This window comes from Paenibacillus sp. J31R30, assembly GCF_059692115.1.
In genome coordinates this window covers 14,566-39,870 of sequence record NZ_JCAUAV010000007.1, presented here as the reverse complement: position 1 = coordinate 39,870, position 25,305 = coordinate 14,566, and the positions used below count along the sequence as shown (strand labels likewise).

Annotated in this window: 24 protein-coding genes, 1 pseudogene, 1 riboswitch and 1 other annotated feature; of the genes and pseudogenes, 6 read left to right on the top strand and 19 right to left on the bottom strand. The window is 42.1% G+C overall.

Going from position 1 to position 25,305, the window contains the following annotated elements:
* Positions 1-67: 67 nt before the first annotated feature.
* Positions 68-196: pseudogene (locus AC58QO_RS22015) on the bottom strand (IS3 family transposase); the annotation flags it as partial.
* A gap of 379 nt (positions 197-575) precedes the next feature.
* On the opposite strand from AC58QO_RS22015, the gene AC58QO_RS22010 reads away from it, so the two are divergent.
* Complete coding sequence (locus tag AC58QO_RS22010; RefSeq protein ID WP_497269252.1) at positions 576-1,184, top strand: hypothetical protein; 609 nt, start codon at positions 576-578, stop codon at positions 1,182-1,184.
* Positions 1,185-1,246: 62 nt separating this feature from the next.
* Here the strand turns inward: AC58QO_RS22010 and AC58QO_RS22005 are convergent, their stop codons facing one another.
* The 7 genes from AC58QO_RS22005 to AC58QO_RS21975 form a co-directional block, all read right to left on the bottom strand.
* Entirely contained in the window at positions 1,247-1,732 is a 486-nt protein-coding gene (locus AC58QO_RS22005) for a hypothetical protein (RefSeq protein WP_497269250.1), read from the bottom strand.
* A gap of 123 nt (positions 1,733-1,855) precedes the next feature.
* Positions 1,856-3,109: an S-layer homology domain-containing protein gene (locus AC58QO_RS22000; protein WP_497269248.1), complete on the bottom strand. Its 1,254-nt coding sequence runs from the start codon at positions 3,107-3,109 to the stop codon at positions 1,856-1,858.
* 175 nt (positions 3,110-3,284) lie between these two features.
* Positions 3,285-3,614, bottom strand: a complete 330-nt coding sequence (locus tag AC58QO_RS21995; RefSeq protein ID WP_497269246.1) for a GNAT family N-acetyltransferase — start codon at positions 3,612-3,614, stop codon at positions 3,285-3,287.
* Positions 3,596-3,934 carry a hypothetical protein gene (locus AC58QO_RS21990; protein ID WP_497269244.1) on the bottom strand — a complete coding sequence of 113 codons (339 nt, stop codon included), beginning with the start codon at positions 3,932-3,934 and terminating at the stop codon, positions 3,596-3,598. Before AC58QO_RS21990 ends, AC58QO_RS21995 begins: the two co-directional genes overlap by 19 nt.
* A 266-nt stretch (positions 3,935-4,200) precedes the next feature.
* On the bottom strand, positions 4,201-4,746 hold the full coding sequence (locus AC58QO_RS21985) for an O-acetyl-ADP-ribose deacetylase (RefSeq protein WP_497269615.1): 546 nt from the start codon (positions 4,744-4,746) through the stop codon (positions 4,201-4,203).
* Between the two features lie 329 nt (positions 4,747-5,075).
* Entirely contained in the window at positions 5,076-5,462 is a 387-nt protein-coding gene (locus tag AC58QO_RS21980; protein ID WP_497269613.1) for a hotdog fold thioesterase, read from the bottom strand.
* Positions 5,463-6,140: 678 nt separating this feature from the next.
* Positions 6,141-6,995, bottom strand: coding sequence for a phytanoyl-CoA dioxygenase family protein (locus AC58QO_RS21975; RefSeq protein WP_497269242.1), 855 nt, complete (start codon positions 6,993-6,995; stop codon positions 6,141-6,143).
* 162 nt (positions 6,996-7,157) lie between these two features.
* Here AC58QO_RS21975 and AC58QO_RS21970 point away from each other — a divergent pair, with 162 nt between their 5' ends.
* Positions 7,158-7,982, top strand: a complete 825-nt coding sequence (locus AC58QO_RS21970) for an AraC family transcriptional regulator (RefSeq protein ID WP_497269611.1) — start codon at positions 7,158-7,160, stop codon at positions 7,980-7,982.
* 121 nt (positions 7,983-8,103) lie between these two features.
* On the opposite strand, the gene AC58QO_RS21965 is transcribed toward AC58QO_RS21970, so the two are convergent.
* Complete coding sequence (locus AC58QO_RS21965) at positions 8,104-8,349, bottom strand: hypothetical protein (RefSeq protein WP_497269240.1); 246 nt, start codon at positions 8,347-8,349, stop codon at positions 8,104-8,106.
* A gap of 180 nt (positions 8,350-8,529) precedes the next feature.
* A complete protein-coding gene (ileS, locus tag AC58QO_RS21960) occupies positions 8,530-11,610 on the bottom strand; it encodes an isoleucine--tRNA ligase (RefSeq protein ID WP_497269609.1) in 3,081 nt (1,026 codons plus the stop codon).
* 81 nt (positions 11,611-11,691) lie between these two features.
* Positions 11,692-11,948 (bottom strand) — a binding site (T-box leader).
* Between the two features lie 174 nt (positions 11,949-12,122).
* Between ileS and AC58QO_RS21955 the strand changes: the two genes are divergently transcribed.
* On the top strand, positions 12,123-12,815 hold the full coding sequence (locus tag AC58QO_RS21955; protein ID WP_497269238.1) for a Dph6-related ATP pyrophosphatase: 693 nt from the start codon (positions 12,123-12,125) through the stop codon (positions 12,813-12,815).
* Between the two features lie 34 nt (positions 12,816-12,849).
* On the opposite strand, the gene AC58QO_RS21950 is transcribed toward AC58QO_RS21955, so the two are convergent.
* From AC58QO_RS21950 to AC58QO_RS21935, 4 genes are all read right to left on the bottom strand, one after another.
* Positions 12,850-13,536: a class I SAM-dependent methyltransferase gene (locus tag AC58QO_RS21950; protein WP_497269236.1), complete on the bottom strand. Its 687-nt coding sequence runs from the start codon at positions 13,534-13,536 to the stop codon at positions 12,850-12,852.
* 78 nt (positions 13,537-13,614) lie between these two features.
* On the bottom strand, positions 13,615-14,661 hold the full coding sequence (locus AC58QO_RS21945) for a MerR family transcriptional regulator (RefSeq protein WP_497269234.1): 1,047 nt from the start codon (positions 14,659-14,661) through the stop codon (positions 13,615-13,617).
* Between the two features lie 275 nt (positions 14,662-14,936).
* Positions 14,937-15,809, bottom strand: a complete 873-nt coding sequence (locus AC58QO_RS21940; RefSeq protein ID WP_497269232.1) for a phosphotransferase — start codon at positions 15,807-15,809, stop codon at positions 14,937-14,939.
* 131 nt (positions 15,810-15,940) lie between these two features.
* Entirely contained in the window at positions 15,941-16,807 is an 867-nt protein-coding gene (locus AC58QO_RS21935) for an MBL fold metallo-hydrolase (protein WP_497269230.1), read from the bottom strand.
* A 184-nt stretch (positions 16,808-16,991) separates the two neighbouring features.
* Here AC58QO_RS21935 and AC58QO_RS21930 point away from each other — a divergent pair, with 184 nt between their 5' ends.
* Complete coding sequence (locus AC58QO_RS21930) at positions 16,992-17,489, top strand: MerR family transcriptional regulator (RefSeq protein ID WP_497269228.1); 498 nt, start codon at positions 16,992-16,994, stop codon at positions 17,487-17,489.
* A 5-nt stretch (positions 17,490-17,494) separates the two neighbouring features.
* Positions 17,495-17,929, top strand: a complete 435-nt coding sequence (locus tag AC58QO_RS21925; protein WP_497269226.1) for an SRPBCC family protein — start codon at positions 17,495-17,497, stop codon at positions 17,927-17,929.
* 163 nt (positions 17,930-18,092) lie between these two features.
* On the opposite strand, the gene AC58QO_RS21920 is transcribed toward AC58QO_RS21925, so the two are convergent.
* From AC58QO_RS21920 to AC58QO_RS21905, 4 genes are all read right to left on the bottom strand, one after another.
* The gene (locus tag AC58QO_RS21920; protein WP_497269225.1) at positions 18,093-18,887 is read right to left on the bottom strand and encodes an ABC transporter permease subunit; all 795 of its coding nucleotides are present in this window, start codon (positions 18,885-18,887) and stop codon (positions 18,093-18,095) included.
* A 27-nt stretch (positions 18,888-18,914) separates the two neighbouring features.
* The gene (locus tag AC58QO_RS21915; protein WP_497269224.1) at positions 18,915-19,712 is read right to left on the bottom strand and encodes an ABC transporter permease subunit; all 798 of its coding nucleotides are present in this window, start codon (positions 19,710-19,712) and stop codon (positions 18,915-18,917) included.
* A gap of 6 nt (positions 19,713-19,718) precedes the next feature.
* Complete coding sequence (locus AC58QO_RS21910; protein ID WP_497269222.1) at positions 19,719-20,603, bottom strand: ABC transporter ATP-binding protein; 885 nt, start codon at positions 20,601-20,603, stop codon at positions 19,719-19,721.
* A 103-nt stretch (positions 20,604-20,706) separates the two neighbouring features.
* Positions 20,707-20,871, bottom strand: a riboswitch (cyclic di-AMP (ydaO/yuaA leader).
* 153 nt (positions 20,872-21,024) lie between these two features.
* Positions 21,025-21,855, bottom strand: coding sequence for an AraC family transcriptional regulator (locus AC58QO_RS21905; protein WP_497269220.1), 831 nt, complete (start codon positions 21,853-21,855; stop codon positions 21,025-21,027).
* A gap of 142 nt (positions 21,856-21,997) precedes the next feature.
* Here AC58QO_RS21905 and AC58QO_RS21900 point away from each other — a divergent pair, with 142 nt between their 5' ends.
* On the top strand, positions 21,998-24,058 hold the full coding sequence (locus AC58QO_RS21900) for a beta-galactosidase (protein WP_497269218.1): 2,061 nt from the start codon (positions 21,998-22,000) through the stop codon (positions 24,056-24,058).
* A 404-nt stretch (positions 24,059-24,462) separates the two neighbouring features.
* On the opposite strand, the gene AC58QO_RS21895 is transcribed toward AC58QO_RS21900, so the two are convergent.
* Positions 24,463-25,260, bottom strand: coding sequence for a phytanoyl-CoA dioxygenase family protein (locus AC58QO_RS21895; RefSeq protein ID WP_497269216.1), 798 nt, complete (start codon positions 25,258-25,260; stop codon positions 24,463-24,465).
* Positions 25,261-25,305 lie beyond the last annotated feature (45 nt).

The window sequence follows — 25,305 nt, the reverse complement described above, 5'->3', positions numbered from 1 at the left end:
GCCCACTCCCCCCACTTTCAGCGGTTGAATGTGCCCAAAACAGGTTAGACATTATAATAAAAATCAGTTAAGCGGCCTTGGTCCTGAATTCTATCGGACTAAGGCCGTTTAGATTTGCCTGCAAACGTTCGTTATTATAAAAATAAATGTACGCATCGATGTCCTTATGAAGTTCCTCGAAGGTTGGGTAATTACGACAGCAAATAATACTTCTCGCAGCGCGGGGGAGGCTCTTTGTTTTCTTTTCAACAGAAATGTAGCAATTTAATAATTATAACATCCAGACACTCTATGAATCTCTAACATACATTGATATAGAAAGTTGGGAACAAAGATGGTCAAATCTGCCCCTTATAGAATACGTCAAACACGACAAACGCCTATAACATTGCAACAGAGATTAGACGGATCGTTCAGATAGGCAAAGATTTTTTTTGGAAATAACAGTAAATGGTAACTCAATCCAATTAATCCCTTTGTCAAATGTAACGGTCATCTTTGGCCCACAAAGCAGCATTCAACGCAATAAGCGCAACATCAAAAGATAGATTTATAGTACATTGGAGGCGGATAATATGATTCTTCGAGGACTTGTTGATTTCGGCATTGATCCAAACCAAGCTCAAAACATTCTTTTTATTAATGAATGCGGTGGAGGACCCGGAGGTAATTTGTTTCAAATTCCTGACGGTTCTGTAGTTATACTTCAACGAGGAGCCATAAAGAAAAAGGTCCGTGTTGTTAAGGGAGATGCTTCCGAATGTGATTTCAGTATGGCTTCATTAAATCCCAAAACAGCTCAGTTATTTAGAGTGAAAAAGGAACAACGTTTTTTACTTGTATTTAATGAGAAAACGAGAATTATGGGAATGTTTCGAGCACCTGTTACCCGTTCGCAGGCCCTTTTTAAACTTGACCCGAATAAACTTCACGGAGATAACATCACTTTAGGCGGTCCATTCATAGATAACTTAGGAATTTACAGTACAAGAACAACGATAACCGTTATTCGCGGAGGTAGATGTAAAACATTTAAAATTTTGAAGAGTAATGTAGAGACACCTGATTTATTCTTCCAGTTAACGTCTAATAACGCGTTAAAATTCGGGCTGAAGAATGGAAAAGAATATCGTTTGACCTATAATCAAATAACCAATAGGCTTAATATTGGAACCCAAGTGTAATAATTATAACTTAACCTGTAGGTTAAAGTTCCCAACCTTTAGAATGTCTGTAACCATTTTCTTCAATCCAACGTTATCGTATAAAAGTCCTTCCAATCTGAGAGGAAACAAAGGAATTTATCGCTTATATCTAACATGCCATGATGAGTTCTCCAAGAGCCTCCACCATTAAAAAGATCAATTATCGGTTTGAATAGATCATTAAATTGAATTGCAATTGGATCTCCTTCATCTGCTAATGAACTCCAAATAACATGATTCACGCATAACGCTTTAGTTACTCCATTTGGTGCAATAATGAGATTGGGACATAACTCAAAAACCTTATCATAATCAATCTTACTTTCCTTATTGATCAATTTAACAGGATCGATATATGGGTATTTTGATTCCACCGAAAGAAAATCAAGAAAAATAGACAATCGCTTGAAAAACTCCTTTACAAAAAAAACGTCCATATTACACTCTTCTTCGGTTCTTTCATGATTATTCATCCAATTAATGGTGTTTATATTTTCAATTGCTTGATTTAAGAAAAGACTCTTCATTTTACTTTTCTCCTCTTTTTTGTAACTATCTGCCCGATAGCTTAACGAGGCCACCGATTCATACCGGCAGCCTCGTTTCTGGTTGAGCTATAGTAATCCGTTAGCTTAATAATCATGGTCGAATCACTTATGCAAAAATGCTGGAATATCTGGTATTACCCTAGCTTCGCCATAGCTGTACTTTGCTTCCATTTTATAAACATACTCCCTATGAAATGTTTGGATTACAGGTGTCTTGATAACCGTCTTTCTGCTAAGTATCCGATTAGTTTTGGAGTCAATAACAACCTGCTCTTGAAAATCCTTGATTTCAGGTATTTCCGTCCATATTTTGGATGCTAACTTAATCTCATTGTCTCCATCTAAGGAGAGACTTAGAAGTATAAGGTCATGTTCTTGATATGCTTCCACTCTGTTAGATAATTGTTTCATTAAAATTAAATCTCTGTCTAACCGGTATGGACTCAGTATACTGTCTCTTGTGTCGTTGTAAAGTCCTACATTATTCCAGTTATTAGTACCTACCGTCTTTACAAACATCTGCTTATCATCTCTATAAATTTGCGTATGTGTACTTCCATTTTGATAAGTATATAGAGCTTTTAATGGCTTAGTCGAAACATCTCCTTCTAGATGGGAAAACGATCCATCTTTAAGTCCGTCAATATAATTTTCAACTTCAAGATCATATGAAAACGAATAGTTTGGTATATTTATTAATTCAGATGATACCCTTTCCATGATTTGCTCCGGAGTCATTTCACTTCGTGTAAAGTTAGTTGGTTGTCTGATTTCTTCCAATTTTGAAACATACTGCGGTGGTGTATAAAGTTTGTTCATAATAATGTCAGACATTTGTAAATATGCAGACATCCATTCTTGTCGTGTTATCGGTTCATCTGGACGAAAGCGATTATCCTCGCCGGGTTTCATAATATGATAGGCGTCAACAGTATTAACCGCCACAAGAGCATATTCTTGAATATCTGACTTGTCACTGAAATCTTTTTCTACAATATCGATATTTATCTCATAATTGTTCAATACTCTAACAATAATGCTTGCAACTTCTTGGCGTTGAATGAACTGGTCAGGCAAAAATGTACCATCCTCGTATCCACTAATAATACCTGACGCCAGACATTTCCTTATTTCTTCATAGTATGGGTGATTAGAATCTAGATCAGTGAAACCGCCCGGTGCAGTTTCAGATAATTTTAGAAACTGAGCTATAAACGATGCAAATTCTCCACGGGTTATGGGGCTGTTTAATGATTTTGTTGTTCCCTCAGCGTTACTGGTCAGATGAAATATTCCAAAGAATAAGCAGATAATTAACAATATTACTATGCTTTTTAGTCGTAGAGCGTTCATCATTACATCTCCTAGAATAATTACTCCTCTATCTTAGATTCTATATTTCTATAATATAACTACAGTCGCTTAGCTCCTTTTTCATTTAATTATTTACCTTTTCCAACGATTGAATCACTATTAGTAGTTACTTTTGAGACAGCCTCCATGCTTATAACCGGAAGCGGTCAGACTCACATTAAGCAAGCAAGTACATCTCGACCTCAACGAAATCTTGAAAGCCTATCTTCTTATAAACGTTATATCCTAGTGCAGTCGCATGCAGTATCGCGGTTTTGCAGCCGTTTTCTTTCTCTTTGAACATCGGATGCAAAGTTGTCGCTCTACCGATGCCTTTCCCGCGAGCTTGTTCTAACGTTGCCACATTATAGAGGCCAACAATGCTATCATGACAGTATGAGCTTATGGTAGAAACAGGATTTCCGTCTAACCAGCCAAGATAATGGCGGATAGCGGCATCTTCTCCAAATCCGACACGCTCCATTATTTTCAGGAACTTATCTGCCACATCTTTTGAAATCCATTCTCTTCTAAGTGAGATACGAGTTCTGTAGGCTCATTCAAAGTCCAGTTGTACCACATGATGGGCAATGCATGTTGTCGATAACGATCAATTGTATGACGCACTTGATCGGTTAACTCTTCTTTGGAGGAAGCTTCTGATCGAAGTACCCGATTCAGCATGGGATGGGGAATGTTGATCAAGTACCGGGTTATTTGGTCATTGTGTTCAAATTCAACATCCGTGTTGTGATCACCAATCTCCAGCATGAACTTGACCATGTTATCTCGAATGGCTTCTTGCAGCTGTCTCTCGGTAGTTAACAAATCAATCACTATCCTCTCGGCATTGGAATTGGGACCTTACTTTCCCTATCAATAATAAGATTTACGCTTTTCACATTTTCTTTTGCTAGCCCAATTTCCAGACGAACCCCTCATACAAATCTTATTAATACATTCGCGTTAGCATCTTTTCTTTCAGTAAATTTACTCTGCAGCTCTTTGCCATTTGAACTATAGTTCTGCGTTAGCTCAATGGATAGTCTGATAAATGTGATTACAATAATGCGTGAGTCTAACACAAACACCATTTAAACTAAATCTTTAATGGTTTTTACATATATCTGATAATTCTCATCATCGAAGCAAACGAACTGAATTCTTTTAAAAGAATAGTTATTTCCTTCAATAAATTCCCTAAATGAACTAATGGCAATTTCGGCAGCTCTCTTTTTCGGAAATTTATATATGCCTGTACTTATGTTGGGGAACGCGATACTTTCAATATTATATTGGTTAGCAAGAACTAATGTATTCATGTAACAGTCTTTTAGTTTCTCTTCCTCATTACTTTTTCCATTATTCCATACAGGTCCAACCGTATGAATAACGAATTTGGCATCTAACTTCCCCGCTGTAGTGATTACAGCCTCGCCAACTGGGCATCCTCCTTGTCTATCTCTTATTTTCATGCATTCTATAAGAATTTCCTTTCCCCCTGCTCTGTGGATAGCACCATCAACACCTCCACCGCCAAGTAAACTTGTATTTGCAGCATTTACTATGCAGTCCGTTTTTAATTTTGTTATATCTTCCTTAATAACCTCTATATATACTGATTTCACTCTGATTTCCATCTTCAAATAATCCCTCCGGCACTAAATGCTTTGTCCATGACTTATTTGATATTACCATAATTTGGACAATCGGTCTCCGCGTCTTTTCTATTTCACTATCCTCCCGTTAGTGTAACAATAATTCTCTTTAATGGCTCTGTCGGGAATGGGATCAAGTTCTTATCATTGGGTTTTGACAAGAACTTGATCCCATAAAAAAAACTGCTATTTACGCGGTAATTAATATCAAAATGCCGTTCTATTTATCAAATCTTTTGTCAAACAGAATTCCGTCAAAAATACATAGACACGGACCATGTAGGATCCGTGTCTTATTCGTAGGGCATTCATTACTTATCAATAATAGCTACGGTGCAGCGGGAGATACAGATCAGTTTATCCTGCTCATCGGTAATCCTAATATCCCAAACCATTGTTTTGCGTCCTTTGTGAACAGGGGTAGCTATCGCGGTCACGATACCATTGCTTTTGCTCCTAATGTGGTTAGCATTAATCTCCAACCCTACTGCCGCATATTTTTGGTTGTCGATATTAATGTAGGACGCGATGGAAGCCGCCGTTTCCGCCAACAATACCGAAGCGCCGCCGTGCAGTATGCCCGCTGGTTGATGGGTCTTCGGACAAACAGGCATTGTCAATACGACGTGATCCGGGTGGAATTCCAAATACTCTATGCCTAGTGTCTCAATCGCCGAATTTCTTCTTCCTTCTTCCATGTGCCGTAGAAAGGCTTCCTTGTCCATTCCAAAGTTTGTCAATATGTCATCTGCGACAATCATTTTAACCAACCTCTCCTTTATTCGTCTTATAGTGAAGCTCGAGCTCCTCCCGCAAGCTGCGCTTCAAAAACATCAAAAACTTCCCGACTGAGGGTTTTCGGAATCGCCGGAAGAAATAGGATAACGTCTGGAAAGTATCGGTTAACAATTTACCCCATCCTCACAAGATAAGTAATTCCGGGAAAACATAAAAGCGCTTACAAATCATCAAAATAGTGAATGAATACTCATTCATTATATGCTATATTTTATCACCTTGAGTTATGTACTGACAAGAAAAATTAAGGCTTTGTCACATCCAAATGTTGATTTCGACCAGACGATATAGTTTCGTCAACAGAACTTAACAATTGTAAATTCACTACAATTATTTGAGCTTCTTTTTAAACCCTCTATTAGTTTGTGGTGTATATCCTACTGACTCATAGAAGCCTTGTTCCCAGTGTAGAATATCTTCTGTTCTTTTTATGTAGCAAATATCTTCTTTCAACTAATCTGCCTGATAGTTGAACAGGCTACCAATGCTGGTAGCCTGTTTGTTATGTTGCTATCGTTCTCCGTTTATTGAATGCTCATCCAAAAGGAAATGTAGAAAGCAAACAGATAGGCTGTCCTCTAATACGCTCCGATAGGTATATTCGACCATTTCTCTAACCACTGCTCATAAGTTTCTACAGATTCGGGATTGGAAAGGCTGTGTGCTACAAAACCCTGAGCCTTCCCGGTTGCCGTTGCTGTAGGCGTTGCTTCATAACGAATATCCATGGACCATCGTACTTGATCGGATTTATTAGGAAGAGCCCTATGAGGAAGCAATTGATTAAAACAGAGTACATCTCCTGGCTCCATCTCTATGGAAAGGCCATTCAAATGCTTAGCATCTTCTTTGCGCAGCCCGAGGAAATTGGTTTCTTCGTCAATCGCACCTTCTAATAAAGTGTCTGTAAAAAAGCCAGGGGCAACCTGCAAGCAGCTGTTGGCCTCGGTCACCTTTTGTAAAGGCATCCACATCGATAGGACGTGTATATTCTCAGCATCCCTGTAGTATTGGGCATCTTGATGCCAAGGTGTATCGGTCCACTTCTGGTCCGGTAGCTTTGGTCTTGCATTAAAGATGCCATGGACAGAAAGTTCCGACGTCCTTAGTAGATCCGAAGCCACATTCAACATAACAGGATGTATGAAGAAATTGTACATATCCGGTCCGACAAGATCTCTTCTAGGACTACGGCTATATTTAGGTTTACCAGCTAATCGCCATAGCTCGACAAGACGATGTTGAAAATCTAGTTCCTCATGTTTATCCTGCAACAATCCTTCTTGGCACCACTTCTCTACCAATTCATCAACCCAATTCATGATGATCCTGGTAGCCAGATCCAATAAATCTGATGGGATTACACCTTTCACATGCAAGTAATGGTTCTTCCTGTAAAATTCGATTTGCTCATTCGTGAGTAAGATTGTCATCGTCACATTTCTCCTTTTGATGTTTGTTAATGTTATTGTAACGTCACGAAATCACTGTGCATACAACAGAACGAGCTTGAAATTTAACCTTTTGTCGTTAATACTTAGAATAGACGATTTGGAGAGTGATTACATTTGGAACAGCCATTTAAGGTGCGTGCAATGAACAATCCTATCCTGATAGGATCTAGCCATTTTACAATCGTAGAGCCAGGGTGGTCGTATCATCTGCATAATCATAAAGGTTATGAACTTCTATATTGTCATACAGGAAACTTCATGGAATGGATTCATGGGGAATCTATAGAAATGAAGAGTGGAGATTGGTTATTGATTGGTCCAGGAGTTAACCACAGCACGATAAATGTATCCAAAGATGCGCTTGCTTATTTTTCGATGCATTTTGATGTAGAAGATGTTGAGGCTCGAAATGAACTGAAAAATATGAATTTTGTTCATCTAAGAGGTCCCATTTCCATTTTACAAACCTTGTTTACGGACATTCAAAGAGAGATCGCAGAAAACCCGTCGGAGAATGGCAATTTAAATACGATTCAAAAATTACTCATTCAATCCCTGTTTCTCCGGTTGTTAAAAGAAGTACTTCAACTGGTATCACATCCTAATGATCGCATTATTCTCAATAACAAGATGCTGAATAAAGGAGAAATTGAACTAGCCAATACCATTGAACGGATGCTCCATGAATTCATGGAATCCACCATCACTATTAATGGAATTGCTGAAAAATTATATATTAGTAGAAGCCATTGTAATGAAGTATTTAAGAAGGTTTATGGTATCGCCCCTCGTCAGTATTTAAGTATGCTTAAAGTAAAAAAGGCGGAGGCATTAATTCTGCACTCCGGACTTTCAATGGAAGCTATAAGTGATAAGCTAGGCTTCTCGTGTTTAGGCAGTTTCAGCAGACAGTTCCGCCGTTGGACCGATCTGTCGCCTTTGCAGTACAGGAATTCGCAACGTTAATAAGGGTGATATATATGTTCCGTTGAACTGCCCTTCGATTAAAAAAATGAGCAGGCTGCCTCGGCAACCTGCTCATTTTGATTGATTCAACGCTGCAAGCAAGCCCTACAGCATTACTCACTTAAACTTTAGATAGGACTATTGAAATTACAATCCCAGCAATTGAAATCCATACGAAATAAGACTTATAAATCCTAGAAATAATTGAATCCTGCTTTACTAAGTCATTCCTGTGGTTTTGTTGCATTTGTAAATCAATATTTCCTGTAGCGTTAGAAGCTCCTGTTGAACCTAAACCTTTAAAAATTAAAGTTACTACTAATAGAATTAAAGAACTCATAAACAGATAATCAGATACTTGTTGCATTAAAATCTAACTCCTTTTGTATTGCAGAATTTGTGACTTACAATAATATAATAAAATAGATTTTTTTAGAAATTTGTCGTATTTTGCCATTCTTCATCGATAATTCACCAATGTTCAATATTCATTCACAATTCAAACAGGCAGCCCATGTACTGGCAGCCTGTTTGATTTTTTGCTTTATTACTCAATCAGCAAACCAAAATGATATTCCCCGAACGAAACGAATTCCATATCGGCTTCTTTCGCATATCTAACACCGGTCAGTAATACGTTTTCCTGCAAAACATGCTCAAAACGCATTAACGCTGCTTTCAACTTCTCATCTACATCGAGAACGAGATTGACACGTTTTTCGATAGGGAGCCCAAGCCTTTTACGATAATCCTGAACGGTACGTATGACCTCTCTAACAACACCTTCCTGTTCCAACTTCTCGGTAATTGTCGTATTCAAGGCGACTGTCATTTGGTAACCCGTTGCTGATGCGAAGCCATCATTTGCTTGTTTCTCCACAAGTAAATCATCGAGCAGAACATGAAATGTTTCACCATCGATTGTAATATCCAGAAAGCCGTTGTCGAAGGCAACTTTCGTTTGTTCAGCTGAAAGCTGCTTCAAATGATTTTGTACGGGTCCTACGAACTTGCCATACTTTTTGCCTGCTGTCTTCAAATTTAATTTGAAATTGAAGTGTACAAAGCCGGCATCACTCTGCACGACCCGAATTTCTTTAACGTTGATCTCCTCTTTGATGATGTCTTCGAATTGTTCAAGGTTACAGACACGGTCAAATGAAATGAGCAGCTCGGACAGCGGCATACGGGTCTTGATTCCTGTTTCATTCCGAATATTGCGTGCCAATTCTACGATTTGCCGCACAGCTTCCATATCATTTTCGAGTGACAAATCACGTACGGACTCGTTCATCGTTGGATAATCGGTAAGGTGAACACTTGCCACGCCTCCCAAATTATCATACAAATCATCTGCGATAAGCGGGGCATACGGTGCGATCATTTGTGCAAGCGTCAGCAGAACGTCACGTAATGTTTGATACGCTGATAGTTTATCAGCGGTTAATCCGCTCCCCCAAAAACGATCCCGAGAACGCCGGATATACCAATTGCTTAGTTCATCTACAAAAGATTCGATATGCTTCGCTGGATTCAAGAAATCGTAGATCTCCAACCCTTTTACAACGTCCAGCAAGGTGCTATTCAATCTTGACACGATCCAGCGATCCAATACATTTACAGAGATCTGCCGCGGATGTTCTTCGGGTTTATATCGATCAATCATCGCGTACAACGTATAGAAAGCATGTGTGTTCGTGATCGTATCGATGACTTTTGATTTCGCTTCGGCTACGATTTGCTTTGAGAACCGTTTACTATTCCAGGGTGCGCTGTCGGATAACAATGCCCATCGGAAAGCATCGGCTCCAAATTCGTTAATGATTTCCCAAGGATCAATACCGTTGCCCTTGCTCTTGGACATCTTTTGACCATTCTCATCCAGTACATGACCTGTTGATAGGACGGCCTTATAGGGAGCTTTCCCATTATATAGTGTGGAGACAGCCAGTAAGCTGAAAAACCAACCTCTCGTTTGATCAATCCCCTCGCAGATCATATCAGCAGGATACTGTTCGTGGAATTGCTCTATATTTTCAAAAGGCTGATGATACTGAGCAAAAGGCATGGACCCGCTATCGAACCAGACGTCAATCACTTCTGAAGTTCTATCCATAGTACCGCCGCAAGAGCACCGAAGCTTCACATCATCCACGTAGGGCTTATGCAGCTCAAGACTTTCCTCAATGGGATCGATGGACCGATCACGCATATCCTGATGGCTGCCCGGTGCATATTCCGCTGAACAATCTTGGCAAACCCACACATTTAGCGGCGTCCCCCAGTAGCGATTCCGACTGATATTCCAATCGACGAGTTCTTCCAGAAATTTTCCAAATCGTCCTTCACGAAGATGTGATGGATACCAGGAGATCTGACGATTGTTCTCGATCAACTGCTCCTTGATGGCTGTCGTTTGGATGAACCAACTCTCCGTCGCGTAATAGAGAAGCGGTGATTTACAGCGCCAGCAGAATGGATAGCTATGTTCATAACGTTCTTTGGAAAACAATAGATGACGCTCAGACAAGTTTTTAACAATATCGATGTCGCAATCTTTCACAAACCTTCCTGCAAAATCTGTGATCTGATCGGTATATCGACCAGCCATGTTCACGACATTCACGAAATCCAATTCGTGCTGCCGAACGGTGCGATAGTCATCCTCTCCATGAGCTGGCGCAATGTGGACGATGCCAGTTCCGCTGGTGTCGCTGACATAGTCCGCGTCTACAACGATATGCCCTTTATTCACACGCATATAGCCAAATGGCGCCACATACGTAGTGCCTACAAACTCAGAACCTTTATGCGTGGATAGGATCTCATAGTTCTCTTTCATGACCTTTTTAACTAGATTGCTGGCCACGATATATACGTCACCATTCTGCTTAACTTTGGCATAATCCAAATCTTTATTAACAGCCAAAGCGACGTTGGCAGGCAACGTCCAAGGCGTTGTCGTCCATGCCAGAAAATGCTCTCGACTATTCGTGCTAGTAAATTTCACGGTGGCACTCAAATCTTTGACATCTTCATAACCTTGCGCAACTTCGTGAGAGCTAAGCGTTGTCTGACAATCAGGGCAATACGGGCTTACGCGATGTCCTTTATACAGCAGCCCTTTTCGATGAATCGTGGCTAAAATGTGCCATACACTCTCGATATACGCGTTCGTCAGCGTCACATACGGGTTCTCCATGTCTGTCCAGTAGGCGATCGCTTCGGTCATTTCACGCCACTGTTTCTCATATTCGAACACACTGCTTTTGCACTTCTCCACGAATTCGGCGACTCCGTATGTCTCGATTTCCTGTTTGCCGGAAATACCTAATCTTTTCTCCACACCTAGCTCGACAGGAAGACCATGCGTATCCCAGCCCGCTTTGCGGACGACGCGGTAACCGGACATCGTTTTGTAACGGCCAATGAAGTCCTTGATAACACGCCCAAGTACGTGCCCGATATGTGGCTCCCCATTCGCAGTCGGAGGTCCTTCGTAGAACACAAAATTCGGTTTACTCTCCCGGTTTTCAATCGATTTTCTGAATGTATCGTTCTGTTTCCACTGTTCAAGCACACGAAGGTCGCGGGCCCTTGCCAATTCTTTCACATCAACTTTTCTCATACTTCCCATCCTCTCTCTGGATACAACTTGAAGTTCATTCATTGACGGAACCACCCCCAAAACGCAAAAAAATCCCGCCCCATAAGGGACGAGATTTCATCTCGCGATACCACCCTAGTTCCGCACAGATTATGAAAAACATAATCCTACGACACCTCTCACTACGTACCATCATACGCGTCCATTGTAACGGCTGGATCCCGGGTCAGCTTACTGAACTACTTCAGCTTTCCTTCTCGGAGAGGATTTTCGACTAAGGCTTGAACGTTGGCTTTCAGCGTGTGCCAACTCTCTGTGGAACAAGGGCTTAGTGTACTCTTTCTCGTCAATGAATTTATTCGAACATTCAGTTAATTCAATCTTACATCAAAATCAATAAATGTCAATATCGGTTGGAACCTATACAGTAATTAGCTATCGTAGCCCCTACGTTGAGAGCGGAGATCGAGAATTATTCCAAAGCAAGTCATGATATAATTATTAGAGCTTAAAAACAAAGGAGAACGATAGGAATGAACAGCATTGTAAACTGGAAAAATGGCGCTCACGGGCAAAAATTTATAGCTTCTTTTAGCGGGGGAAAGGATAGCGTCCTGGCACTTTATAAATCAATGAAGGTTGGAGAACCAATCGGACTCATCGTCATGCTGGAGGAAGAAGGGAAACGTTCTAGATCCCACGGAATGCCTCCTGAGCTGATCCGCGCCCAAGCCGAATCTATCGGCTTATCCGTTTATACGGCGGCTGCAAGTTGGGATGACTACGAAAACGTGTTTATGGGCCTTTTGGAAGAAGCGAAACGTCAAGGCGCAGAAGTATTAGTTACAGGAGACTTGGATATGCCAGTTGTTGGCTGCTGGCATGACAAGGTTACCCAAGCTACCGGCTTAAAGCTTGGCATGCCGCTATGGGAAATGGACCATGTTGAAGCTATCACAGAGTTTATAGATCTAGGATTTGTATCTATCCTCGTCACAGTAAATTTATCGTTAGGGATGCGGGAAGAAGATCTGGGCCGAACGTTAACTCTCGACTACGTAAAAGAACTACAAGCTCGTGGTATTGACCCGTGCGGAGAAGGCGGCGAGTTCCATACAACAGTCATCGATGGCCCCATCTTCAAACATCGTATTCCCGTTCGCAGAGGCAGCATTGTTAAGAACGGAGATTATGCCTTTTTACCTCTAGAGCTACTCGGCATTTAACTGTGTGAAGTGATTATCACCCCTAATTAAGGCTTTATACGTTTAGCCACCAAACTCCGGCACACTCAGGTAAATGAGTCATTTGTTCTTTAATAACTTTGTCAGCTAAATGATCTCCAAAGAAAAACCTTGTAAGTCTTTCAGCTTCATCCATGCTATCAAAATCATAATCTGTTCGTATCCATGTATGAGAAAAACCATATTCACTTTCAAGTAGTTCAAAATATCCTTTTAAAAAACTTGGAGGATTGGGTATTTCTGAACCTGTTCCGAAATTTTCAAAAATAATGACACTACCGCCAGGTCGAAGAACACGTTTAATATCCATCATGACTTGATGGATATTTTCTTTCCAATTTTGAACGTTAGTACTACCTAAATAACATATACTCCAACCAGAAACGATTAAATCTACACTTTTATCTTCAACAGGGAGATTTCTATGGTCAGCAACTTGTGTACGCCAATTTTGTAATCCAGCTTTTTGCAGTTTATTTGCCGTTACTTTCAACATTGCTTCTGACTCGTCGAGTGCCAACATTGATTTAGCTTTTGGGGCTAACATACATGTAAGTCTTCCTGAACCTGCTCCCATATCTACTATGTCTAAACCTTCAACTGGCCTAATTGTTTCGATTACCTCATATAGACTTGGTTGTTTCGAAATGAGAAGTTCATACGTTTCGGCCTGCGTTTGATATATGTCTTCATGGTTGGGCATTCTTGAATTTCCTCCTTAAGATCGTGTTTACCTTATTATCGTAAGGGTTGACGTAAGGAGAAGGTCAAGACAGTTTATTTATCTAATTGGAACTGCATAAACAATATAAAGCAAGTCGTTTAGTTGTCTATGTTTAGTGATATAAGCGTTTTCGTCAAACCAATTCAGTAATGTGGACGTTATTGCGTAATAATCATTTTGAATACTTTGGATGACATCTGTTTTCCCTTGTTGGCTCAAATCTGTTAGATACAGTTCTTTCTGGGCTTCATTTTCGAACATCAGATCCGTAATACAGATTCTTCCGTGTGGCTTTAATACACGACGCATTTCGTCAAGAGCCAATATCTTTTGATCATCTGATATATGGTGTAAAGCAAAGCTTGTCACAATAAAATCAAATTGCCCATCCAAGTAAGGAATAGCAAGAAAATTACCGAGTTTAAGATCCATTTGTGGATGCTTAAGTTGGCATTGTTTCAACATTTCTATCGATTGGTCAATACCAGCCATTTGTATTCCCTTGTCCAGAAACTTTCCTGCTAAATTACCAGTTCCTGTACCAATGTCTAACCCTCTTTCTCCAACCTTTGGCGCAACCCATTTCAAAGTTATATCGAGGGCTTCCTCATAGTCCTTATATTCGTTCTCATTATTAAATACACGTTCGTCATGGGTACTTGCTTGATCATCGAAATTCCACTTATCACTCCAAGTTTTCCTGATTTCCCTAAGTCTTTTTGACCCCTCAGCAAGTAAAAAAATATCATCTAAAGGAAGTTCGTTTCTATGTGTTAAAAGGTCAATCATCGTATCCGTTGTTTCAATAATTTGTTTTAACTCCAGCCATTGCGAAAAGATGACAGAACGTTGTATCTCTAAATAATATTTAAGTTGTTCCTTATCTTCGTCTTGAACTTTTGGTAATGCTTTTTTAATATCTTCAATGGACATTCCAGCTTCTCTAAGCGAAATAATTGTTTGTAAACGCCATACTTCTTTTTCAGTAAATGTTCTATATAAATTGTGTTCTTGTTTGTTTGGAGAGATAAGCCCCTTTTCTTCATAAAAGCGAATTGCTCTTGGAGAAATGTTCAGTTTTGCTGCTAAATCTTTGATTTTCATTACGTGTAATCAATCCTCCCTCGTTAAATAAACCTTAACCTAAGGTAAAAGTAAATAGGGATTACTATTAGGAAATACTTAGTTTTTCTCGAATCATTGAGATAAGTCTTGCAATTTGTTCTTCAGCTAATGCTCCCGATGTGATTGAACGAGCAGCTGCTGGGACGTACCAGGCTCGTATTTCTTCCTCTGTTATCCCCGATACCTTTTTGTCGGAGACCTCCCTCTTCGGCCAAATTTGAGCCATCCCATCATCTTGGACTGCCGCATTCACATTAGTGGTTCCGTTGCACCGACTTCCAATATTCCCAAGCTTTTAAGTAATCCTCTAAATCATGCGGATGCAATCGTATACAGATGCCAATTCGACAATACAGTTGAAAGATGACTTCTTCTATCAACCTGGATTTTTCAATCGGCTCATGTTGGAGTAAATCAAAGGCTGCTTGTAAAGTTTCTAGGTTCAAATCATCTGGAGAAGAGCAAAAAGCATAAGTGAAATCATACAGCATAGGACCAATCATCGGTGATGGATCGATAACGCCAACTACTGAGCGTTCATCAAAAACAAAATTATGCACACCCGTATCCCCATGTAGCATATATCTTACTTTTTGATCTTCGTTCTCCGATATGTTCTGACATATTGACTCCACTCTATTGTAATCCTCAATGGATAAAAGGCCTCCCCAATCATTTCTCGTATCCACCAAACTACGGTAGTTCCATTCACGCCAAGATTGAATCGGAGATCCAAGCCTTCCCCATTGGTCCGTTCGTACATATTTTTCGTAATGATTGAAAAGTTCTTTCACCAAGATGGTCAGCCAATTTATTTTTAATCCACGATTATAATGAGTTGTACCTGCAATGTAGGTATACACGATGTACCCTTTTTCAGGATCAGTATAGAGAATTTTGGGCAAAAGTTTCAAATGCCGATAAGTTCTTAGAAATTGTTCGGTCAAAGCGATTTGAAGTGGATGGTCAATTTTCAGAACGTAGTTTGGTTCTTCATGCTCTGAAAGAAAATAAACAATACCATCCGTTGATCCGGTCTTAGTATGAGTTGCAATTACCTTGTTATCAATTATGCCTTCTTCATGAAGAGTATTGATGATACTGTTAACATCCGCTTTTTCTAACATGATTCATTTCCCCTTGGCCCACAATTAAATGGAATGTAAATTTTTACTATTTCATCCCCTTACATAATAGGGTGGTTTTGGAGGGTATACAAGATAAAGTTTTGTTTTAATCTACTTACTAATCTTGCCTATCATTTAAAATAGATCAATCGCTCTCCAGCCGTCATCATATGAAATTTTTGCGCAGGATACGTGTGAAACAAATAATCGACAAAGTAGGACGGATTATCAGTATTATTGGAGAACATATCGAAATGGATAGGAACGAGAAGATCCGTACCGATCTCAACGCCGAAGTCCGCCGCTTCACGGAAGTTCATGTTGCCCACAATCCCCCTTGAGGTTCGCGCATAATCCCCTCCGTTAATCGGCAGCAGCGATATGTGAGGCTGGAATTTCTTGGCCTGCTCGATTAGCTCCGGCTTGACAATGGTATCTCCTGTATGGAAAATTCGCACTCCGTTGATTTCAATAAAATAACCCAAATAATACTGATTACCATGCTGATCCGTCTCATACGCTGTGTGCGCTCCCGCTACTGGCGTAATGGTTACTCCCTTTTTGGAAATCACTTGCTCCTGCTTGGCAGGTATGATGCGGCGCACGTCCAGCTCAATGTCTTGCAGCATATACACATGTGACGCTGGAACGACGAAATCCGTCTCCGGATGAGCCTGTGAAACACCTCTTATCGTAGTCAAATCCAAGTGATCGCCATGAAAATGCGTGATCAATACCGTGTCTACGTCCAGCTCCTGTGGAGAGAGTGGAGGGGGAATTTCCCGCTTAAATTCGGTATCTGGATTTTCCAATTCAATAGAATAACTTAAGTACGGGTCTACACAAATGATTTCGTCAGAACTGCCGCCTTTGATCAGTACTCCGGCCTGACCCAAACTCCATATTGCTGCCGCGCCTTCAGGAACATTCGTTCTTTGAATATCCTTCAGCAGCGATTCACCAGCGTTGTAAATAGGTCTTAAACGTTCTCTTGCCATGCGGCTACACTCCCACTCTCAATTAGTCATAACTAGAGGGTTCCACACCTATCAACGAAATCCTTTCCGATAAATGGTTCTTTGACACAATAAAAAAATGACCTAACTACTTGAACCTGACGTTACGTCATGTTTTATAGTATAGTTACCGGTAAACAGCTCGCGCAGCAAAAAGGAGATGATCATGAAGCAACTTTGGAAAGTGGGAGAGCTTGCTAAGCTTACGGGACTTACGGTACGTACATTGCGGTTTTACGACCAAATTGACTTGTTCTCACCTTCGGCGCATTCCGATTCGGGTCACAGGCTGTACAACCAAGCGGATCTGTCGCGGCTGCAGCAAATTTTATCGTTAAAAGAGCTCGGCTTATCGCTGGATGAAGTGAAGTCCGTATTAACTGGCGAGCAATTCAGTCCACTGGAGATCGTCTCGCTGCAAATCGCCCGTCTGAAAGAAAACATTCGGATGGAGCAGAATCTGTTGGCCGAATTGGAGTACGTGTCCAATCTAATGCAGTTGAAACAACCTGTGACGGTAGATGATTTTACGAAATTACTGGAAATGATGAAGAAGAGCCATGAAAAATATATCATTGAACGTCAGATGACGTGGGAACGCCGGTTGGATCTGCTTGGCGAGCTCCTAGACGGACATTCTGACGATCCAAATCAAGGGAGCTGACATGCATGAACGAACGATTAGCTGTACACAACACCTTCGTCATCGAACGGGTGTATAAAGCCTCACCGGAACGAGTTTTTGCCACTTGGGCGGATCCCAAGCTGAAAGAGCAATGGTTTTCGAAACCGGATGAATTCGACTTCCGTGTCGGCGGTGCGGAAAGAAGTCAAGGAGGTCCTCCCGACGGACCGATATTCACCTTCGATGCCCGGTACCATGACATTGTACCGAACGAGCGTATTGTATATGCCTACACGTTGGATATGGACGATAAGCGGATGTCGATTTCCGTGACAACCGTCGAGTTCAAGTCAGAGGGCGCTGGTACGAAGTTGATTTTCACTGAACAAGGCGTCTTCCTAGACGGCCACGATTCACCGGCTCAGCGCGAACACGGCACCAGAGTGATGCTGGATAACCTGGGCAAATTGTGGGAGTGACTTCTAGCGAGAGAACACAAAAAACAGCTCCAGAAGCCAACGAATTAAACGTAGATCGGCTTGGAGTAGAATAGTAGTCCTAAAAAAAACCACTCCATTTTATCGGGAGTGGTTTTTTTACTACAAATAAGCACGTTAAATAGAAGTCCTAGGCAGAATCTCACTATACGTGCAAATCTCTTCTTTTAAAGGAGACGTACGTGACAATCGTAAGTCCTACAATTACGATTGTAGAAATCAGGACATACACGGCATCGAATCCACCGCCATACATGACATTTTTCGCTTCATAATATTTAAATGGAGTTACATATTTCAAGAATGTCAGCTTATCGTTGAAGTCAATGGCAATCGATAATATGAACGTGAAGAGCATGATGCCTGTTGACAAAGAGGCTGCCTTTTTGGCATTTTTATAAACGGCTGCAATGGAAGTTCCAATGACCAGGTAGATCAGCTGTAGAATAAACATACCCACCATGACGATGGTGATATCCCCATTTACGGCCTCCCCTTTGCTGTAAGCCCCTACAATCAACAGACTCGAAATCCATGACACGAGATTAAAAATAAGAATGTTCACTAAAGCGCTTAACAGTTTATACGTGATGATTCCATGTCTGGATAAAGGCTTCACGAATAAAAACTCCGCCGTCTTGTCCCGCTCCTCTTTCGCGATGATATTAGCACCAAGCATAGTCGCATGTATCGTTGCCATCAAAAGGAAATAGAGCACCAGGATACCGAAATAGCCGCTAGCCTTCGATAAATCCAACGCGCCTGCTCCCATAATAACCTGGAGGGACTTCGGCATTTCTGCCATCAGATCATTAATCTGACCGTTCGCTGCCGTTGCTTGATACTTGTTCATGCCACTTACTACTAGAAAAATGAGTCCTAGGCTCCAAAAAATCATCGATTTTCGAAATGTCTTCATTTCTCGCCAGAAAATATTCAAATGCTGTCCCCTCCTTTCACCCTCATGTTATACGGCATGAACATCCTTTTTCGTGTAGATGAAGTAGCTGGCCGCAATCGAAACGCCGATAATCGCGATGGCTGCAATGACATAAGATGCTTCATAGCTGGCATGCGCAAGCATGTATTTCCCGTTGAAGTATTTAAATGGCGAGAAATAACGTTTGGCTCCCTCCCCATCTACAGCAACGATCATCCCGATCACGAAAAAGGCAAACACCGTACCAAGACTGACGGATAAGACGGCTTTTATTTTAGAAAACACGACTGAAACGATGAATCCTATCGCCAGAAACATCAGCTGGATAAACAGTAATGTGAATGAAATCAATAGAAATACGTTCACGTCGAAATCAACCGTTTTTACTTGAAGCGCCATCAGATAGGCTGCAATTATATAGATCACACTCGTGATCACTAATGAAGCGACTGCCGCTAATAGCTTGGAAGTCAATATTTTCGTACGTGTTACGGGTTTCGTAAGAAGAAAGTCTGCTGTTTTCTCACGAACTTCCTTGGAGAGTATCGACGTTCCCAGAACCATGGCTTGAATGGCTCCGCAAAGCGTAATGTACATAAAGATATACATATAGAATCCAAGTAAGGTACCAAAGGTCTCGATTTCAATACCCAGCGCTTTCCTGACCCCTTCGGGATACCCCTCTAGAACGGAAGAAAATTCAGCAAAATCCTTAGAGACGGAAGGAAAAAGGGATAAGAATAAGACGATGACAGCAATTAAGGAGCACGTCCACGTGATCGTGGATTTCCGATAAGCTCTCAATTCATGAAGAAATATATTCATCCCTCTTTACGCCTCCTTCTCATAGTAGTGCATAAAGATCTCCTCTAGATCAGGCTCTTCGATCCACAAATTATCAATTTCAATCTCAGCAATTTTTCGCATCACTTGATTAATGTTGCCTTTAAATAAGAAGCTGGTTGTCTGTCCTTGGACATCAATGTTGTTGACCCCGGTCATTTTGAAAAAATTAGGGTCGAGTGTTTGCGCAGTATCAATTTTAAAACGCTTAAAATTGTTTTCTTTTAACGTGCTGATCTTCTCAACCGTCACAATCCTGCCTTCCTTAATAATCGCGACTCGATCACATAGTCTTTGCACTTCACTCAAGATGTGAGAGGAAAAAAGAATCGTAGCTCCCCTTTTATTCTGTTGTTCGAGCAATTCGAAAAACTTCTGCTGCATGAGCGGATCCAGTCCACTTGTCGGTTCATCCAGGATAATGAGCTTAGGATCGTGGAGAAGCCCTTGAACGATGCCCACTTTCTTCTTGTTTCCCAAAGACAGATCATCAATCTTCTTCGTAACGTCTAGATCCATGATCTCAGCAAGCTCTTTGATTCTTTTGGTGCAATCTTTCTTGTAAAAGCTGGCCGAATACTTGAGTAGGTCGATCACTTTCATGTTGTCATAATAAAAAACTTCGGACGGTAAATAGCCGATTTCCTTCTTAATTTCTGGCGCAAACTGGATGCAGTCTTTCCCGAAAATCTTAGCACTGCCGCTTGTTGGAAAAATTAGAGACAGCAGCGTTCGAATCGTGGTTGATTTCCCAGCCCCATTCGGTCCAATAAACCCAAAAATCTCCCCTTCTTCGATCGTAAAACTAACATCGGTTATGCCTCTTGCATTCCCATAGGTTTTGGTCAAATTATTGATTTCAATGGCATGCATGGAAAGGCCTCCTCAAATTTATAAGGTTAAAAGCAAGCAAAAAGAAGCCCTAAGCATAGAGAATCTCTACGCTCGGGCTTCTTTACATAAGAAGGCGAGTGTGCGGTTCTCTCTCAATGCACTACGAGGTTAGCTGTCGGATTCGGACTTGAGAGCGTCCTACCTAATGCTTGCGAGCATCAGGATTCACCCCATGAAGCCATCTGTTGCTTATACGGCTTCGATTGGTTCCCCCGTTTCCCTAATGGGAATTAAGTGGTTTAATTTTACAATAAATCAACTTGTCGTAATGAATCTTACGCCGTTCTCTATCGAATGTAAAACGTAGATTCGCCTTTAATTCTTGCTTATTTGACTTTGGCAGTCAATGAAAGCGCATTCATCAAATGGTGACGTTGATTATCCCATACTTTGCTACTTATTACGTGTTATACAACCGCCGATACTCCTGTGGAGTCAATCCGATATGCTCACGGAAGCGCGCAATAAAGTAGCTGCTCTGGGAAAAGCCGATATGCTCGGCCACTTGCTTAATGGTCCATTCGGTAGACATGAGCAGTTGCTTGGCTACAACAAGACGACATTCAAATAGCCACTCCATCGGAGTCCGCCCCATCACCTCGTGAAACATCCGACTAAAATAATAGGTACTGAAGCCTGCCTGCTCGGCCATTAGCAGAAGCGCTAGCGGCTTCGTGCAGTGCGTACGAATATACTCCGCAACTTCTCTCATCCGTGCTCGCTTATCCAGTATGGTTGCTGTTCCATGTGTCTCCGCACGTAAGGCAAGCTCAGCAAGCAGTTCATAGAGCTTTACAGCCAATTGCACCTCGTTCCGATCAATAGGGGATGCTAGCTCCAGTAAGCCCTCGGTCAGTTGTTGGAGCTTGGGTAAATCACCATACGTAAACAACCACACAGCTGAAGTGCCTTGATCGTTCAACAGCCTGTCGAGTCCCTCACCTGCAAGGTGTACCCAGAATACTTGCCAAGGATCATTCGGATCTGCTCGATACTCCTGCTCGAGACCCGCCCCGTAATAGAAGCCCTGTCCTGCTTCCAGACAGAATTCCTTCCCGTTCACTTTAATATAGCCTTTACCGCTTAGCACGATATGCAAATTGGCTTGTTGCAGCTGCCCCTTAAACCGCCGCTCCTGATGTTCGGGGAATTCCGCATATTGACCAATCATATCCGGATACACCGTGTAGTGTTTGTACATAGGCTCCGGTAATACATAGTGGATTTTCATATGTCCTCCAAAACGCAAGAATCTGATACATGGTGCAAAATGTTAATATATACATAATATTATAAAGAAATATAATGAGTACATAAAGGATTTTAAATAACAATAAATTACTATGTCAATAGAAACGAGGATGTTGTTACTTATGGAAAAGACCATTCCGGGAGACAAATTTGATCTAGGCGTGTGCTACTATCCTGAGCATTGGGCGGAGCAACTATGGGCAGATGATTATAGGAGAATGCGGGAAATTGGCTTTACCATCGTGCGAATGGGTGAGTTTGCATGGAATATTTTTGAACCTAAAGAAGGGGTTTATGCCTTTGATTTGTTCGACCGCGCAATTGACCTGGCTCACGAACATGGACTGAAGGTCATTCTCGGCACTCCGACGGCAACCCCACCCGCTTGGATGAGCTATAAATACCCAGAAATTCTGAATGCTACCTATGAAGGCGTGCAGTTTCAGCACGGGGTGAGACGTCACTATAATTACAGCAGCCCTGTTTATCGCGAATATTGTGCGAAAATTACCGAAGCTATGGCAACTCATTATGCGAACTACCCTGGCGTCGTAGGCTGGCAAATTGACAACGAGCTTAACTGCGAGGTAAATGTCTTCTATGCGGAGGCAGATCATGCCGCGTTTCGGAAATGGGTACAGGAGAAGTACGGTACCTTGGACGCTTTGAATCAGGCATGGGGAGCCGTCTTCTGGAATCAGAGCTATTCGGACTGGGAGCAGGTGCACTTAACTCGCCCTGCGCCTAGTAAATCCGCTAACCCTCATCAAGCACTGGACGAAAAGCGATTTATCTCGGATAACACGATATCCTTCGCTCGTTTGCAGGCAGACATCCTGCGTCAGCTAGCGCCAAATCAGTGGATCACAACCAACGGCATGTTTGGTCATTTAGATAGCCATGCCATGACGGATGAACTGCTGGATTTCTTTTCTTTCGACTCGTATCCGAACTTCTCAACCATTTGGAGCGATGCCGATCGCGAGAATCCGCTCATGGACCGCAGCAATTCCAATCAACTCACCAAGGTACGTTCGATCTCCCCTACTTTCTGCATCATGGAACAGCAATCAGGCCCTGGCGGTTGGGTGAACCGGATGGGACAACCTGCACCTAAACCGGGCCAAATGCGATTGTGGACTTATCAGTCGGTTGCTCACGGGGCGGATATGGTTCTGTTCTTCAGATGGCGAACGGCAACTTTTGGCACTGAAATTTATTGGCATGGGATCAATGATTACCATAATCGTCCTAACCGAAGGGTTGCCGAAGCCGCAACAATTGGCCAGGAATTGGGGAAAATCGGAGAGGTCATTGCTGGATCTCGTTTCACAGCGGAAGTGGCCATTCTGCATGATTATGACAATGAGTGGGATGGGGAACTTGACCTCTATCATGGTCCTCTAACAAGCGAGAGTGAATACAGCTGGGGGAAAGCGCTGCAGTTCAGCCATATTCCTTACGATTATTTATATGTACAGAACAAGACTATCCTAGATGACCTTACTCGTTATAAAGTACTCATCTACCCGCATCCAGCCATTATGTCGGAGGAAACGGCTGAGCTGCTTAAGCAATATGTATCCGCAGGAGGCAAGCTTATTTTCGGAGCCCGCTCCGGTTATAAGGATCAACGCGGCCATTGCCGTATGACACCATTCCCTGGTGTCGTCGCGGAGCTGTGTGGCGTGACGGTCGAAGACTTTACGCTCATCGTGAAGGAAGCAGCGACACCTAACATGCGCTGGATCGATGGCGGAAATGAAGCCAGTACGCCTGCGCGTCTGTTCAACGACATTCTGCTGCCGGAGAGCGGCAGTGTACAGACACTAGCCGTGTTTGACGGCGACTATTATGCAGGCAAACCGGCGCTTACCCGCAACCCTTATGGCAGCGGTGAAGCCTATTATTTCGGGGCTGCGTTCAGCCGCGAAGTAGCGGATGCCTTGATCCGCCGCCTTGGGCTGCAGCCCGCTACGGCAGGTTGGGCGAAGCTGCCGCCTGAGGTGGAGGTTGCTATCCGCGTGAAACAGGATCGTCGGTTTGCCTTTATCTTGAACTACACCGACAAAACAGTCAAAGCCAATCTGCTGAAAGAGATGGAAGACTTGTTGGAGGGTGAACAGGTTGGTGTCGGGGAGCTGGAGATTGCTCCTTATGGTGTGAAGGTTTTCGCGTTATAATTGCAACTATGAATAAAAAAAGGGTGCCTCACAAGCCGAATATGCGGCAGAGGGACCCTCTTTTGACGTCAAAAGTGCAAATGTGCAACCTTCTCTATCGCATTGATCTCTCGATCTGAAATGCGTGCGAAAGTGCAACTATTTCTGCCCGCACTCCTCATCTGGGCACCTTTTCGTTCCAAAAGGTTGCACTTTTGCACTTATTCCTCTATATTTGGCCGTTTCGCCGAAAATAAGTGTATTTTAGCATTTTTTTTCCCCAACAATGGCTACACCACCGACATCATGTATCAAAATACCTGACTCCTTTACTCGCGAACCTTGTAAATTAGGGAGATAAACCAGAGCTGTCATATTCGCAGGAAGCTCAATATGGAGCTTCAAATCCTCCTGGCTTTTCGGTATTAGGTATCGCGTTTGACCAATAACGGGAACAGGGGACCTTTGACAGGCTGGTCTTTCTCCAGATTTAACCCGTTCGTAACGGTATGGGATTTGCCGCTAAATGTGATACCGTCAGGCATATAGATAATGGCTAAAGCTCGTCTTGGTCTGTCCGTCTCGTTCTTATGGGCATAGTGGAAAGTTAAGCCATTGTGAAAAGTGCAACTGCCCGCTTTCAACGGTACGACAACGGGTTTCTGATCATCCAATTGCCCGCCTTCCACGTACTCGAATATATCTTGAGGACTTGCTAAATCAATAGTGGTTAATTTCCCAACTTTATGCGACTTTGGTACAAAAGCCATGCAGCCGTTTTGCTCGTTTACGTCGTCCAAAGCGATCCAGATGGACATCATCCCCTTCTCGGCTTCATTGATCGGCCAGTAAGGCGTATCTTGGTGCCAGGGCGTCGGCTTGGAATCGCCCGGCATTTTCCACAGTCCATGATCATGGAAAAATCGAATTTCATTAGCTCCCGTCAATGCCAAAGCAGATTCAGCAAATCTTTCATGAAAGCTGAATTTCCCCATGCCGGCGTGATCTCTCCACGTATTTACTTTCTGGTTCAATACTCGGTAGTATAAACCGCCCTGTTTGTCCGTTTTAACCGAACGATCGCTGTCCGCCTGCATGGCCTCCTCCAGATATTCACGAAGCTGTTCCAGCTCTTCGGTTGTCAGCATGTTCTCCACTTTAACGAAGCCATTCTCCCGATAAAATGAAATATGTTCAGCTGTAATTGGTGTGTGTACACGCATTGTTATTTCCTCCTTGGTGGTGGTATAGTCTCATTCTACAAGGGG